This window comes from Polaromonas sp. JS666 (assembly GCF_000013865.1).
Lineage (GTDB): Bacteria > Pseudomonadota > Gammaproteobacteria > Burkholderiales > Burkholderiaceae_C > Polaromonas.
This window is the reverse complement of the sequence record NC_007948.1, coordinates 1,604,999-1,619,515: the sequence shown is the minus strand read 5'-3', so window position 1 is coordinate 1,619,515 and position 14,517 is coordinate 1,604,999. Positions and strand designations below refer to the sequence as shown.

General features: G+C 58.7%; 15 protein-coding genes and 2 pseudogenes. 2 read left to right on the top strand and 15 right to left on the bottom strand.

All coding sequences use genetic code 11. From position 1 onward, the window contains the following. Positions 1-55 precede the first annotated feature (55 nt). From BPRO_RS07790 to BPRO_RS07765, 6 genes and pseudogenes are all read right to left on the bottom strand, one after another. Positions 56-1,066, bottom strand: a complete 1,011-nt coding sequence (locus BPRO_RS07790) for a GSU2403 family nucleotidyltransferase fold protein (RefSeq protein WP_011482510.1) — start codon at positions 1,064-1,066, stop codon at positions 56-58. A gap of 14 nt (positions 1,067-1,080) precedes the next feature. After that, positions 1,081-1,515: an RloB family protein gene (locus BPRO_RS30885; RefSeq protein WP_011482509.1), complete on the bottom strand. Its 435-nt coding sequence runs from the start codon at positions 1,513-1,515 to the stop codon at positions 1,081-1,083. A 177-nt stretch (positions 1,516-1,692) separates the two neighbouring features. Further along, a complete protein-coding gene (locus BPRO_RS07780; protein WP_011482508.1) occupies positions 1,693-2,910 on the bottom strand; it encodes a type II toxin-antitoxin system HipA family toxin in 1,218 nt (405 codons plus the stop codon). Further along, positions 2,907-3,236, bottom strand: a complete 330-nt coding sequence (locus BPRO_RS30880) for a helix-turn-helix domain-containing protein (RefSeq protein WP_081430496.1) — start codon at positions 3,234-3,236, stop codon at positions 2,907-2,909. Before BPRO_RS30880 ends, BPRO_RS07780 begins: the two co-directional genes overlap by 4 nt. 267 nt (positions 3,237-3,503) lie before the next feature. Beyond that, positions 3,504-4,417, bottom strand: a pseudogene (locus tag BPRO_RS07770) (nucleotidyl transferase AbiEii/AbiGii toxin family protein). Continuing rightward, positions 4,410-5,168: a type IV toxin-antitoxin system AbiEi family antitoxin gene (locus BPRO_RS07765; RefSeq protein ID WP_011482506.1), complete on the bottom strand. Its 759-nt coding sequence runs from the start codon at positions 5,166-5,168 to the stop codon at positions 4,410-4,412. Before BPRO_RS07765 ends, BPRO_RS07770 begins: the two are co-directional and overlap by 8 nt. A 541-nt stretch (positions 5,169-5,709) precedes the next feature. Between BPRO_RS07765 and BPRO_RS07760 the strand changes: the two genes are divergently transcribed. Then, positions 5,710-7,320 carry a Fic family protein gene (locus BPRO_RS07760; protein WP_011482504.1) on the top strand — a complete coding sequence of 537 codons (1,611 nt, stop codon included), beginning with the start codon at positions 5,710-5,712 and terminating at the stop codon, positions 7,318-7,320. Positions 7,321-7,410: 90 nt separating this feature from the next. Here BPRO_RS07760 and BPRO_RS07755 read toward each other — a convergent pair whose 3' ends face one another. Together BPRO_RS07755 and BPRO_RS30085 are read right to left on the bottom strand one after the other, a co-directional pair. Next, positions 7,411-8,049, bottom strand: a complete 639-nt coding sequence (locus BPRO_RS07755) for a hypothetical protein (RefSeq protein WP_011482503.1) — start codon at positions 8,047-8,049, stop codon at positions 7,411-7,413. A gap of 13 nt (positions 8,050-8,062) precedes the next feature. Beyond that, on the bottom strand, positions 8,063-8,368 hold the full coding sequence (locus BPRO_RS30085; protein WP_011482502.1) for a hypothetical protein: 306 nt from the start codon (positions 8,366-8,368) through the stop codon (positions 8,063-8,065). Positions 8,369-8,634: 266 nt separating this feature from the next. Here BPRO_RS30085 and BPRO_RS28480 point away from each other — a divergent pair. Continuing rightward, positions 8,635-8,751, top strand: a pseudogene (locus BPRO_RS28480) (integrase core domain-containing protein); the annotation flags it as partial. Between the two features lie 17 nt (positions 8,752-8,768). Here BPRO_RS28480 and BPRO_RS29495 read toward each other — a convergent pair. From BPRO_RS29495 to BPRO_RS07725, 7 genes are all read right to left on the bottom strand, one after another. Continuing rightward, the gene (locus BPRO_RS29495; protein ID WP_232291545.1) at positions 8,769-8,846 is read right to left on the bottom strand and encodes a DUF1173 family protein; all 78 of its coding nucleotides are present in this window, start codon (positions 8,844-8,846) and stop codon (positions 8,769-8,771) included. A 50-nt stretch (positions 8,847-8,896) separates the two neighbouring features. Beyond that, entirely contained in the window at positions 8,897-9,571 is a 675-nt protein-coding gene (locus BPRO_RS07745) for an RloB family protein (protein ID WP_011482501.1), read from the bottom strand. Next, entirely contained in the window at positions 9,571-10,839 is a 1,269-nt protein-coding gene (locus tag BPRO_RS07740; RefSeq protein WP_011482500.1) for an AAA family ATPase, read from the bottom strand. The genes BPRO_RS07745 and BPRO_RS07740 overlap by 1 nt, the downstream gene beginning before the upstream one ends. 337 nt (positions 10,840-11,176) lie before the next feature. After that, positions 11,177-11,494 carry a type II toxin-antitoxin system RelE/ParE family toxin gene (locus tag BPRO_RS07735; protein WP_041388545.1) on the bottom strand — a complete coding sequence of 106 codons (318 nt, stop codon included), beginning with the start codon at positions 11,492-11,494 and terminating at the stop codon, positions 11,177-11,179. Beyond that, positions 11,491-11,763 (bottom strand): YlcI/YnfO family protein, encoded by a 273-nt coding sequence (locus tag BPRO_RS28475; protein ID WP_011482498.1) that lies wholly within the window; start codon positions 11,761-11,763, stop codon positions 11,491-11,493. The genes BPRO_RS07735 and BPRO_RS28475 overlap by 4 nt, the downstream gene beginning before the upstream one ends. A gap of 192 nt (positions 11,764-11,955) precedes the next feature. After that, entirely contained in the window at positions 11,956-12,369 is a 414-nt protein-coding gene (locus BPRO_RS07730; protein ID WP_041389398.1) for a hypothetical protein, read from the bottom strand. A gap of 222 nt (positions 12,370-12,591) precedes the next feature. Further along, on the bottom strand, positions 12,592-14,055 hold the full coding sequence (locus BPRO_RS07725; RefSeq protein ID WP_011482496.1) for an integrase domain-containing protein: 1,464 nt from the start codon (positions 14,053-14,055) through the stop codon (positions 12,592-12,594). Positions 14,056-14,517: the final 462 nt, after the last annotated feature.

Genomic DNA, 14,517 nt, shown 5'->3' with positions numbered 1-14,517 from the left:
CGCCTTTGCCTTGAAGGGTGTCCACCTGCGGTGCACACCAGCACGCCACTAAGCCTCATGGCGCTGGACTTGTACCCGACTCGTTGGGCACCTGCTCCGGCTCTGGCGCCGGGGCAGTGGTCGGGACTTGCGTCTGCAGCAGACCCTCCTTCAAGAGCGCTTCCACGATATCGGCCTGGCGCACATCGCGTCGCCGCTTTAGCTCTGGCCTTTTCTGCGCGTTGTCAGCCATCCAGCGTTTGAAGCTCACGAACACAGCGGGGTCAATGGTTCGCATAAGCGCCATGCGCCCCGTCGCGGAGATGACCAGATGCTCAAACAGGGGCGTACTTGTCAGCACCGCAGCGCGCTCGGCTTGCACGGGCCACAAGTCCTCCTCGTCGTCCGTGAAACGAAACGGGTGGGGGTCACCCTCTGCGACCTGGCGGCGCAGGAAGTCCACCTCGAACCCCTTATCATCAATCGCTGTTTCGGTCTGCCCCTCTTTGCGCCGAAAGCTCGGTTCGGCCTTTTGCAGCACCTCGAGCATCGACTTGTCGAGCTTGTCCATGGTGGTGACAAAGCTCACGCGCCGCCCGGCATCCCAAAGCAGGTCGACATCCTGCGTTGCCAGCGCTCCCTGCACGATGCGAACGCCAGCAGCCGTCTCATAGGCGTACAGAGCGTGGGTACCAACCACCCTGAGATGTTCACCCAGACCCGCACCCTCAAGAGCCTGCAATACGGCAACGACTTTGGACGGCACACGACCCGCCTTCAGCGCCTTGTTCAATCGCTCGGCCTCCTTCAGGGCGCCTTGCAGTGACTTCAGTCGCGCCTCTATCTCGGTCTTGCGCTCGGTGAAATCCTTGAAAATCGCCTCCGTCTTGGCGGAGCGTGGGTCGATGCGCTTTTGACGGTTGTCGGGCAGGGTTTTGACGAGGTACTCATATTCCCCCTGCCGCTTCCAGTACATGCCGCCGACGTAGGCCCGCGCCGCCCTCTCAACGCGGCGCCACTCCTCGAAGATGGTGGAGGCGTCGATGACTTGTCGGGCTGCGTTGTCTGAAAGCGGTAGATAGTCCATTGGCCGTATAAATATTATTTTTGTATTTTGTACGGCCAATTCAATAAAATCAACAAGTTATATGAATTTTTACACCATCGATACGTCACCAACGACGTAAGTGGGGCCCCACACAGACGCTCATCGCAACGCCCAGCGTGACCATACCGAAGCACATCCACTACGCGATCGAAGGCGCACGCCTCGATGCCGCGGGCAAGATCGCCATTTAGGAAGAGGTCCTCAGCGTATTCAACAATCTGAGAGGGCTCGGTGCCGCTCGCGCCCTGGCACACCTGTACGTTGGCTGTCGAGAGACGTAGCTCGTCCCGAATATCGTTCAGGTATTGCGGCTCTGTCTTCTCCCCTTCACAGACGATAAGGATCCGCTCGTACGGCTGGCGGACTGCGGCGCGACGTCTAAGGTTGCGAGCCGCTTGCCGATGCTTCGGTTGGTTGTCCTTACCCATGCCGAGCCCGCGTTCCGTACGGGCTCAGGCCGCAGTCGAAGGGCCAGACTTAGGGCTGGGGCGGGACGCCTTGGCCGGCATGCGCTGCAGGAAGTTTGGGAATTTCTTGAAGAACGGCACCGCGCCATAACGGCCAGTCAGATATCCTTCGCTTCGTATAGATCGAGGACTAGCCTCCTAGTCCTCGAGCCATACGAAGGATGGAGTCGGCAGGAGGTCGCGTGCGTGTCCGCACCCGGCCAGCTCATTGCCCCACCCGGTGGAAATTTTTTGCATGGTCTGCTCGAGGTAATGAAGGGCCTCGGCTTTCTCGTAGCCGAAGTTGTCGCAGTTCTTCAGCAGGTTCACGGTGGTCGCGGCGGAGTCCCCCTCGCGGGTAATGGCCATCGCAAGTGTTCCTGAAAACGTGATGTAGGGGGCGATGTCAAAGGCGTCAGCCAGGCCCCAGCGCCCGTCCCGGTAAACCAGGCCGTGGTTGCGGGGGTGGTCGTCACCGTTTCCGCAGAGAGCATTGAAGGCCATGCGCCGCCACAGCTCGCGTTGCATTTCTCGGGTATCCACGTCCCCCAGGCCGCACCAGCGCTGGATTTCGTGCGAAAAACCCACGTAGGAGCGCTGCCGCTCGCCGCGTGTCTGAGTGTCCAGGCGCAGGACGGTATGCGCGCTAGCGTAGAGACTGCGGAACACGTTGCCCATCGCGTCCCTGTGCCGGTCAAAGCGCCTGACGAGCAGAATTTCGCGCTCACCTTGCTGCACAAACTCCACCTCGGCGGCCGTGATGCCGCATTGGGCGGCCAGACGCATTGCAACGAATTCTCGCAGCGGGGCATGGGGCGGGTCGCCGCGGTCCTGGAGCTTGGCAATCCACAGTTGCCCTTTGTGCAACACCGTTAGTTTGGGGCGCTCCCCGCCCAGGCTGGTGCCGTGCATCCCCTTCACCTCCCGCGCAGCCTGGCTGCTGGCGCGCTCGGGCGGCAGTTTCGCGATGGCGGCCAGCAACTGCTCTGAAGTAGGCGCGCTAAACGCCAGCTTGGACTCAATGTCATCGCACACCTCAATAGCCCCCACGGAGTCGCCTTCCGAAAGCTCCAGGCGGAGCATGGGGTCGGCCAAGGTGGTGCCACGCAACTGCTCAAGCAGCGCCAGGCCGAAGCCCTCAGGGCTCGCGTCGCGGATAACGCCAAATAGACCCCCTTGACGGGTCTCCTTGGCGCCGCGAACGCGCCGGGTGAACGGCAAGCTGAATGGGTCAAGTGACAGCGCGTCTTCACGTGCCCGGTAGGATGCGTCGTAGTGAAAAGTCCCCACGCCTCCCTGCAGGGAGAATGTGCCGCAATGCACTGGTTGCGCCTGGCCGGGTAGCCACACCCAAACCGGCTTTTCTGTGGCGCTCATCGCGTGCCTGCGCCGCGGACGCGGTGGGGAAGTTGGGCCTCCAGCAGTGCGACGTCCCCGGCTTCTCGTCCGAGGAGGCCAACCTGTTCCGCAAAGCCGCTCAAGAGGTCAAGGGCCCACAAAACTTGGAGCCAGTACCCGAGCTGGACACTGGAAGTGCCTTTCTCCATAGCCAACAGGGTGTTGGTGCTGATTCCGGCCTTTGCCGCCAAATCAGGCTGAGTCAGGCCGCGCGCTTTCCGGGCTACACGAACGCGGCCGGCGAGCGCGCGCAACACATCCTCCGCTTCAAACGGAAGTCGACTGGTGGAAGAAGAAACTCTCATATGCTGTGACTTAACCAAGATAAATCGCAAGTTATTGTGATTATAGACACTCCCTAAACCTTGTAAATCAGAAGTGACCTCGAGCGGGGTTATGCGCAACCAGCGGGTTGGGTGAGTGCAAACTCAAAGACCTAAGAACCGATGAACACCAGCGCTTCCGGCCGGTTCGAATCAACCGGTACTGGATGCGGTGCACCGGGGAAATGCGGCCGTCAAAGGGGAACCTCGATCAGCCTGCCATGGTCTTCGCTTCGACTACACACGGCGTCACGCCAACAGGGCCTCCAGAGCAGCTGACTGCTTTTCAAAGTCCGCTGGCCGACGCTGGCTGAAGGTCTGCAAGTTGCCCACTTTCCAGCGCAATGCCGGTAACTCGGAGACATGCGGACATTGGAGCAAAGTGCAGTCAGGCTGTGCACGGGCCAGACCAATCAGGAACTGCTTGTGCTGTCCCGTCAGCCGTCGCGGAAGTTCCTCGCGCAGCCTGGTACGGGTTTCCAGCAGGACGTCAAGACTGACGGGCTCGGCGGTCATGCCGACGAAATTCTGGTGGTATTCATGGGCGATGTCTTTTTCATTGCCGAACAGCACTTCGTGGGTGGGCCGGTTATGCCCAGCCAAGTAGGTCACAAAGCATTCCACAGCCGCGTCCGACAAGCCGCCAGACTCGAACATCTTCAACACGCCGAAAAAGTCGCGCGGATGCTGGCGGTCCATGGCCGCGACCAGTTTGCTCCCATACAGCTCCGCAGGTGCCAGGACTGGCAGTTCCAGCGCCACGCTGAATAGGCCGGCTGTCTTCGGCTCAAAGGATGGCGCTCGACCGGAAGCACCGTGCCACGAAAAACCACGTTGATTTCGACTTTTACCTGGGATTCGGCGCTCTCGATCAGCAGCTTGGTGTCGCCGAGATCCCTGGAGTTGACCTTGCGTGTGGCGAGACCCAATCGGCCCAGCCGGTCGGCAATGGCGTCGAGTTCGTCGCTGATGGCTTTCAAGGCCTGCTCGCGCGGAGTTTGCCAAGGCGTGTAGACCACATCGATATCGACCGAAAGCCGAGGCATGTCCTGCACGAACAGGTTGATGGCGGTACCGCCCTTCATGGCGAAGATGTCGTTAGCGAACACATCGGGTGCTGCTGTCAGCAGCAGGCGGACCGTATCGGCGTAGGCTTTATCCATGAGGTTTGAGACTCAACAGGTTGCCGTCTTTCATGCGGGTGATCCATCGTTTGTCGCTGCCGACGGGCAGCGTGTACTGCTGTTGCAGGGCTTGCACATCGACAACGCTAGTTTCGCGTGCCCAGGTCTGGAACAGGCGGACGGTTTTGACGCTGGTACAGGACTGCAACAGCTCGCCCAGAACATCTTTGCGCAGGTTGCGTAGACCATCGAACAGGTTACGCGCCTCCTCCAATCCCTGATGCGTGCCTACCTCGTAAAGCAGTTCGAGGACGGCGCGCTCCGGGACCGATACGCGCAAGCCATCCGTTACACCGGGCGGCGTGGTCAGACTGTTGTCGGCAAGTGTGCTGTCCGGCCAGTTGAACAGCCTGGCCGACACGTAACGCAATGGAAATCGGGAGGTGAACCACGCCGGTAGCGCGAAGCGCACGTCACCCCACAGCACCAAAGCCTCGCGCGTCGCGAGGTTGTGGCGCACGCCCTGAAGCGTCAGTGCGCTCCTGCCTGCCACATGCAGGCCAACGACACGGGTTTGCAGGAGCTTGATCGCGCCATGCGCGCTCAGGGTGTCACCGGCAAACGCATAAACGCCCTGGCCCAACCGGTCCAGCCAGCCGCTTTCAGCGTAGTGGGCCGCGAGTTGGGCAGACACACCGATACGCTCCAGAGTGGCCAGATCGAACGGCATCCCGCGCGGCAGACTGGTCTGGAGCTTCTTGATTAGAGAGTGTCGTCGTGTTCTATCCATATGCTAAAAATAGCACGATTTCTAATCAATCCCAAGAAACGTGATTGAATTAATCATATTTTTTAATGTCTTGTACTACTTTCAAGACATTATCCAATCGAAGATCATCACATTGACTCTCAACAAAGACGGGCTAACCAGTGTCCGTAATGTCCACTGCTCTTATGCGAAGTTCGATCAAAAGATTGGACAACCAGACCCCGATGGCTAAGACCCCGTCAGCCGCCCTCCTCCAAGCGTGAACGCGGTAGCTTGGTTTTCAGCGCCGCCCGCATATTTCACGCTACCCCCTGTACGGTCTGATTTGCCTGCGCGCAGCTGGCGCAGCAGCCCAGAGTCCTGGGCGTTTCCCGTCCAAACTCCGCGACTTTTTTCAATGAATCCCACCACCCCCTGCTTATTGTCATACGCATCCAGTGGACAATAAATTGATTTTGAGCAAAAATGGCAATAAATAATCATTTTTTTACAGCCGCAATTCACTACACCTCACCAAACGTCACCGGTAATCATTTTTGAGCAAACCGGAGTCGGTACCTCAATGACATCCTTCGACAACACACTCCCCTCCGATCCGATAGGGGCCGCTTGGCTGGCCAGGGAGTTCGATACCCTGCCCATGGGCCGATTCCCTGTCCTGAGTCAGGTTGGCAGCCGACGTGCGAGCCAGGTCGCAGATGGATTCCGAGTTGAAACATATCCGGAGGTTATGCGTCCCGGGGCGGACCCTGCGTCGCACCTGCAGTTTCACCTGCGTCATGAGGTGATGCACCTGGAGTTCCTCGCCCGCGTTTTCCCGAAGACTGGGCCGGCGCCAGTACAGGGTTGGATCATCGCAGAGCCTACCGGGCAGTACGCTCGACGCGCCGCTTTTCTCTATGAGTGGCTCACAGGGGAGCAACTGCAGGTCCCCGAGCGACTGGGAGGCAACTACGTTGACGCGATCGACGGCGACGTGATGTTGGCCGCCTCCCCAGAGAAGATCGTCAAGGTTAGTCGGTGGCGGATCAACGACAACCTGCCGGGCTCTAGGTTTTTTTGCCCAACTGTCGCGAAAACGGATGCATTGAACGCGGCCGCGGCGCTCGATGTCCGGGCGCTGTTCAAGGAGCTCACGAATGAGTTTGGCGAGGAACTGCTGCTGCGTGCGGCCGCATGGATGACCCTGCGCGAGAGCAGGGCCAGCTTCACCATCGAGGGTGAGGCTGACCGCGGAACCAGGATCCAGCGCTTCGCGGATGTCATGGCCCGCCGCACTGGCCAGGGGGAATTGCCCCTGACAGATGGCGCCCTGGCTGAGCTGCAGCGTGAAATCCTTGGACCGGTGACCACACTTACTCGCCTCGGCATTCGGCAATCACCTGTCTTCGTCGGAGAGACAGTCCGGTACCAAGAAGTGGTGCACTATGTCGCTCCGCCGGATTCAGACCTGCGAGACATGCTGGAAGGCCTGCGCGTCTTCCTAGACCGCACCCAAGGGCAGTCCTCTGTCCTGCGCAGCGCTGTGGCGGCCTTTGCCTTCGTCTACATCCACCCGATGGCCGATGGCAATGGGCGTGTGCATCGATTTCTGATCAATGACATCCTGCGCCGGGATGGCGTCATTCCGGAGCCTGTGATCTTGCCTGTGTCAGCCGTCATCACCGCCGACGCCGGCGAACGACGCTCCTATGACCAGGTACTCGACCAGGTGTCCCAGCCCTTGATGCAGTCCATCCGTGACCAAGTGGAATTTGCCAAGGTCCACACACCATACCCCGATGGAGTTGTCTCGAATTTCGTTTTCAATGCCCCGGATATGGCTCGGCCGATCTGGCGCTATCCCGATATGAGCCCGCACATCGTCTATATGTCCAGGGTGATCGCGCGCACCATCTCTGAGCAGATGCGTGAGGAATCTAAATACCTGAGTGGCCACCATCGTGCGCGGGAAGCGATCAAGGAGGTCGTCGAGATGCCAGATCACCAGGCTGACCGGCTCCTGCGTTCCATGGAGCAGAACGAGGGCCGGTTGAGCAACGCGCTGGCCAAGGAAATGCCGGTGCTGACGCAACCTGGCATCTGGGAGGCTATCGCCGATGCGGTGAATCAGGCGTTCAAGGGCGATGAGCCGCTGGATAACAGTGTGACCAGCCGGTACAGGCCGAAGTAGATGCGCACGAAACCGGTGCCATAGGTCAAAGCGGCACAGGGTCCAAAGATGAGCCGCCGCTGGTCGGTCGGTGCTTGATTGGCCAAGCACTCACTTCGAACGCCAGTTTTCTGGCAAGGCTACCAAAGAGTGATTTCTAAGCAGCAGTGGATTGCCTGCGCGCAGCTGGCGCAGCAGCCCAGAGTCCTGGGCGTTCTGGTCTTCGTGCATCACTTCGCTGGCCCACCGGGCAAGCATTTCCCGTGACATGGACTCGCGGCCGATAACATTGCGTCGAAAGGCAGGTCGAATAATGCTCTGTCCCTGCTTGAAGCGGTAGAGCAAGCACAGCCAGTGCCCGCGCACGGAGCCATAACGCGTACGAACCACCTTCAGTGTTTGGGACTGGGCAATGTAATACATGTTCAGCACCATGGCGCGACGAGTTGCATCCGCGCTGGCGGTGGCCTTACCATCAGCTGCACGCAGCAGTTCGCGATGAGCGTAGCTGACAGCCGCATTCCGCCTGATATGGGACCCTTCCAGAATGTCCGCCGCCCGAATCAAGTCGTCAGGGGTGAGCGCACAGGTTCCACTCCAGCCGGTGCTGATGTCGAAGGCGTAGATTTTGGCCGATAGATGTGCAAGGGCTGCACCGCCCTCACCCCAACTTTCGGGCATCCTCACCGACCATCCCGGATTGCTGCCCACCAGCAAGTTTGCCCAGAACTGCTCTTCGTTTTTTTGCATGCAGTCCCTGGGATTACAGGTTGGTCTCGGGGCCGATGATTTGACCGGAAATACCGGCGCCAGGGTGCATGTCCAGATCAGCGTCGTACTGGATGCGGCCCTTCACTTTGGCCGTGGGGCTGAAGCTGTAGCTCAGAACGCGAATCTCGCGCTGTGCGCTGTTGATGACTTTCACCACCAGGGCTTCGGAGCCTTCATTGGGGGAAAACGCCACTTCGATGCTGCTAGCGGCTGCAACCGTGGATGGCTTGCTGGAAAGTTTTTCACTGAATTTCTCGCCTTCGCTGTAGATGGCGTGCCCGGCGGTCTTCATCACCATGAGGTGAAGACAAACGCAAAGCTGTGGCTGCAGGCCAGCATCACCGCGGACACCATGGCTGCTTTGAAGAGGGAGGCGGTCGGGTCATATGGGGTTCTTGCCGGAATCGATGAAATGGGTAATGGGTTGAAACCAGCTTCACACGGATTGCGGGTTTGTCAATGGAAGGGTCTGACGGAATTCGTTCCGGTAGCCGACTGGCGGCCTGGATAAGTTCGTAGCGCGCGCGTCCCCAGTCATGTCCGGTATCCCAGTATTACTGGGCCAGCATTGAAGAGGTTCAGGAGCACGCCACGCAATGGATGTGGTCCTACAATCACGACCGCCCGGACATGGCCCTGGGCGGTTTCACCCCAAAGGAGCATCTGGACATGGCTGCATAAACCCTCTACTTCTGAGCTCAGTGGAAAACGGGTGGATTACCTTCCCAGTTCGGGTGCCAGCGCGTGAGGTTCGCTTCCGACCACAGCAGATGCAACAGACCGCGTAGCAATGCGCGCTGCAACGGCGGCGCTCACGGCTGCGATGTCAGCCACGAAGTGTTGTCAGCAACTTCACCAATTCGACAATGGCGGTGAATGGTTCGGGATCGGTGTGCGCTGTGAAGCGCACCGCCAACCTTTCTGCACGCTGGGTGGCGACGGACAAATGCTCACCGGTGATCTCGAATGTGTTGCCCGCACCTTTGTCATAGCCCGGAATGTGCAGCTTGAGGCGGCGCATCACTTCATCACGATGCAGAGGAGCATGAATGCCCTCAAAATGCAGCAACAGCCAGAGCTCAAAACTAGGCACGGAAGCAATTGCCTGAAAAGCAACCGGCTGCTTGGCATCGTTCCTGAGCTTGCCATCAAGCGAAGCAGCCAGCGCCAGAGCATCGTGATAGCTGTCATGGTCATCACGATCAAAAACGGCATAGACCTTTTCGAATGTGCGACGCTGAATGTTCTTGTGGCGGTCGCCATCTTCAAACAACGCTTGGGCGTACTGCACCACCTGAATAGGCGCAGTGCCCAATTCGCTGGACCGGACTTCCACGTTGGCAGTGTGCAAGCGATAGGCTGCACGGATCTCACGAAAGTAGTTTGGCTCGGTCTTGCTGCCTTCAGAAACGATCAGGATACGGTCGTAACTCGCGCGCCGTCCCTGCTTACGCTCAAGCTGCTTCTGTTGGCGCTCTTTGGGGGAGCTGTCGCGAGCCATCAGTGTTTCAGCCCCAGGGTGTGGTTGAGGAAAGGCACGCCGCCGTACCGTCCCATCAGGTAGCCGCGTTCCAGTGCCTCGTTCTTTCGCGGGCTGAATTCGGATAAGCTGACCAATGCCGAGGTCTGATCACGGTCTTTTTCTACGAACCACACTTGATCGCGTCGGAACAGATCTGGTGCGTCCAGCAGTGACGTGTCGTGAGTCGTGAATATCAGTTGCGCACCGCCGGTGTTGATCTCCGGGCGGTGGAACAGTCGCACCAGTTCCCGCACCAGCAAAGTGTGCAAACTGGTATCGAGTTCGTCGATGACCAGCGTCAGCCCTTTGCTGAGGATGTCTAGCACTGGCCCTGCAAGAAACAGCAGATTCCGCGTGCCGTTGGACTCGTCCATCAGATCAAAGACGGCTTTGCCTTGTTCGGTGACGTGGTGGAAGCGCAGCTTGTGTTCTTCCATTTCTTCCGACCGCACTTCGGTTTTACCGGCCACCAAGTCAAAATGAACGGCCTGCCCAGGGACTTTGCGTGTTTCCACATCAATGTCGGCGATGCTTATGTCGGCGGCAGAGAGGAAGTTGCAGATCTCCTTGCGGCCGTCAACCTGCTTGAGCATCTGGATAGACACCTGCGGACTGAGTTGGGCTTGCTCGTTGAAGATGACCAGCCGATTCACGAACCAGTCGAACACCGGGCGCAAGGCTTCGCTATTGAGTTGTACGGCCATCGACAAGAAGAGGGCGTTCGGTCGGGTAGCGCCTTCCCACAGGTTCTTGGGGCCTTTCAGACCGGGACCGAAATCGTAGACATCCTTGTCGGTGTCAGTGTCAAAATGGCGCGTAAACCAGCGCTGCGGCTTGAACGCCTTGTAAACCAACAAATGCTCGCTGACGATGCGCTGCGCAGTCATGGCAAATCCATATTGGTAGCGCACACCATCGAGCAGGAACGTGACCTCGAACTCGCTGGGCTGACTGGCGGAATCGACATCGAGTCGGAAGGGCTGAACTGCAAAGGCCTGACCGGGCTGGATCGCCGTCGCGGACTCGGTCACTACGCCGCGCATGTATTGCAGGGCTTTGATGAGATTGGACTTGCCGCTCGCGTTGGCACCGTAGACCACAGCACTGCGCACCAGGGTGGGTGCGGCACTGATGCCGGTCGCTTGGGTGTGGGTGTCCTGCAGGGTCTTGTCCTTGGACGCAACAAGACTAAGCACCTGCTCGTCGCGCAGGCTGCGGAAGTTCTTGACGCGGAACTCGACCAGCATTGCATTCACCTTAGTTGTCTAAAATATAGTCTCATTATGACTTAAAAGAGCAAAAAATAAATATATTGCTGCATCCAATGGTTGTTTGAGTGATGCAGGTTGGCATCACTGGCCAGGGCAGACGGTTCTGTCGCATTGGCGGTCAAACAGCTTGCTCGTCTATGCTGAGCGCTTTGACTGAAAAGGCTTGAACGAGATGTTGGCTACCAAAGGAAAACCCGCCCGGCCACTACTTTTCGAATTTGGATGCCATGTTCAGCGCCAACGAAAAAGGCCCCGCCATCCAAAAGATGAACTAGGCCTTGAGGTTTGATAAAGATTGCTGCGCTGAGTTTGCTCAGTGGTAATCGCTTTCATGTTGATGCCTGATAGCACCGATGATGACTCGTTGAGAGTCAAGGATTTCGAATAAGGCAACATAGCCGGAGCCGCCGAACGAAATTATGAGTTCACGCACGAATACGCTTTCCCCAACCTTTCGGCAACTGAACGGACTGTGGGCCAATAGCAGGCATGCCTGCTGAATCGTCTCTATTGCGCGAGCTGGAATATCCAGATCCCCAGTTGGGCTGTTCAACTCACGCGCTAATACGTGATCGAACAATCTCTCCAGGTCTTCAACGGCCTCACGGCTGAAGATAACCTGATATGTCATGCTCGCTTGGATTTCCTGGCTGCAGCCAACTTCATCTCCAGTTTGGCAATAACGGCCTCTGCAGGCACGCCATCACCAGAGGAGACGGTGCTGTGAATCGCAGCCATGCCACGACGCATGAATTCTGAATGAACTCGACGCCGTGTCACCTCATTGCGAACCGCAGTTTCCACCAATGATGCCAAGCTTTCGCCTCCTGCAAGGGATTGCTCAATTTCTTTACGAAACGAAGGATCAATTCGCACTGGGGGGATAGTTGCGGTTTTCATGCCCGCAGTGTATCGCTTATGTGATGCATTGGCAATTCATTGCCTTGCCTTGTCCTATCTCCTTAGCCGCGATACAGGTGTTTGATACGCCGATTGCGTTGCCAGGCGAAGGTTTTCGTAAGCCTCCCAAGTAGGAGAGCCTTCCCGTCAGGGATTGGCATGGCTGCCCATGGACCCGCTCCGGTGACTTCCTCATCCCTCATCCCGCCGCCTTGCAGGCAGTTCAATTTCATATGCCTGGGCGATGCGGGCCACCAACTCGACGACGGCGACGTTGCCAAGCTGCAGCGCTTTCGGGTCGATGGACGTGTCGGCAGCGACTGCAACAAGAAACCGCGTCATGTCGGCACCGATCTTTTTGTCGACCGGGATGCGTGTGGCGGGCGCCAGCAGTTGTGAAAGGCGCAGAACATCGTTGAGGTGCTTGCGCACGTCCTTGGCGTCCACCTTGGCGCCCTGCTCTTTCCGCGCCGTCAGTTCCAGCCACGCGATAGCCTTGAGCGGGATCAGGCGGTCTTCGCCGACCCAGGGCAGGCCGTTGACTTCGCGGCGTCCAGCCATGATGAATGCGTAGTAGGCCGTACCACTGCGGCGGGGGCGTCGCATGTCCTGGCGCACTCTGGCCCCAACGGATAGGGAAACGGATTTCCAGCGTCCGCCATGGCCTGCCCATCGGCCTGGCTGATGCCGAAAACCCGCATGTCGTTGTGGCGGCTTTTGGCCTTGAGGGAGGTCGGGCGTACTGCTTGCTGACATAGTGTTTTCCTTTCTGAGGGTGGGCTGAGGCTCTGAGTTATCCGGGGTGTGGGGCTGTGGTGCCGTTCTGACTCAGCGGACCATGAGTTCCAATGCGTCATCGGGCTGGCCGGCTTCAAAGTGCTCGCTGAGGTCGATGGCACGGTCGTACATGCCCATGAGGCGCTGTTTGAGCATGGAGCGGGCATCCCCATCCAGGGGCTGGCGGCTGGCTGTCTGGACGATGAGCCGGAATTTCTCGCTGGCTTCGACTGGCAGACCCATGGCAAAGCGTCCCCCCATCCAGACGGAGACAACGCCGGCGTCTTTCATGACAGCCTGGAACTCAGGGTTCTCCTCTGTGCGTTCGACCCAGTCACGGATGCGCTGTTTGCGGCCCTTTTCCATCATGGGCAGGGAGCCGGTGTAGGCCTGAGTGATGTCGGGGCGGAAGTGGCCGAGTTCACGGCTGACCTGTTCCCGGGCGGCCAGATCGGCGCTGCGCACCTCGTCGGTGACGTGCAGAGGGGCGTTCCTGGTCACTGGCGCGGCCATGCCTGCCAGTCGGGCATAGCGGCGGGCGGCGTACTGGTGGCGCAGGCCATGGGCGGTGACGCCGAGCTGGTCGCGGGTGATGCCGATTTTGCGGCACTGGTAATAGAAGTGGGCCTTGCTCTGATCCAGGCGTTTGCCCTGGATGGACAGGGTTCCCTTGCGATTTTGCTGGGCGTGGAGTTTTGCCCGTTCAAGTACATCTCTCTGCCACTCGCGCATGGCAGGGTCCTCGTCAAAGTCCACGTCGCGTGGCAAGCCGCCTTTGGTGCCGTGTAGGACGCGCAGGAAGGTGCCGCAGTCTGCCGCCTGGGGATTGAGCTGGATGGATTCCTTCATGCGCAGGCCGAATGCCGCCTGTACCTCCAGTTGGATGGCGGTGATGGCGCTTTCCTTGCTCAGCTCGGCCAGCACCTTGTGCAGGTCAACCTGGTTCTCATCCCATGCCTTGCTCTCGGTGGGGATGTTCTGGCGGGTAATAGGTGCGGTGACACCCTGGCGGTTGAGCCAGGTCTTCAAGTCCTCTCCCTTGGGGATGGCGCTGTCTTTTCCGATGAACGTGAGGAAGCGGCGCAGGATGCTGATCTTGTTCTGGATGGTGGAGGCGGCCTGGCCGCGCGCGCCCCAGTGTTTGATGAGTTTGACGGCATGGCTTTTGCCGATTTCGCCTATTTCCTGCACGCCTGCGCGAAGTTCACTGAGTTCATCGAGCATGCGGATGAGCTCGTCAGCGTAGACGGTGCGGGTGCGTTCTGATACGGGGCGTGCTCTGCCGGTTCCGGCGCGCAGGGTGAATTCGCCGAAGAACATGGCCATTTGCGCCTTGGGGTTCCTTTTGTAGCGTTGCTGGACGCGCTGCAGGACACTCACGCCCGTGCCGGAGCCTGCTCGTTTGGCTTGGGCGATGCGCTTGGCGCTTCTGAGTTCTGACGAGATCAGGCGGTTGACTTCCCGTGCGCTGAGTTCTTTGCTGCCGTGGAGAGCGGTTTGGTCTTGTTTGGTCATATCTACGCTTTCGGTTTGGATGTACTTACTGGTTTGAAATGGAAGTCACGGAGCCCATCAAGTAGGTGTCTGTTGGTCCAGTGCTGGCCGTGACATGCCTGTGCCCACGTATTTGAATAGCGTCGTGTCGTCGGTCTTGGTCGCTGGCATAGGCATGTCACGTTCCTGTTTTCAATTCATAGGGCGCATAGCCGGGTACAGGTGCAGGGTGTGCATCTGTGCTCATAGGCATCGCGCTTTTCAATCTCGCTGCTCTGTTTCTCCGGTGCTGGCGTCATTGGCCTCACAAGGGCGCACCTGTCCCCCACGGTCTTTCGTGCCATCACGCTGGTGATTGGTTTCCTGTTTTTTGCGGCCCCAGGCGGGCTATGTCAGGTTTGGTCGCAGGACGTTAGCAAACTCTCCTGCCCGGTCCGTGCGAAGGGGGGCAACTCATTGCTGAGTCACCTGCGCCCCGTGATG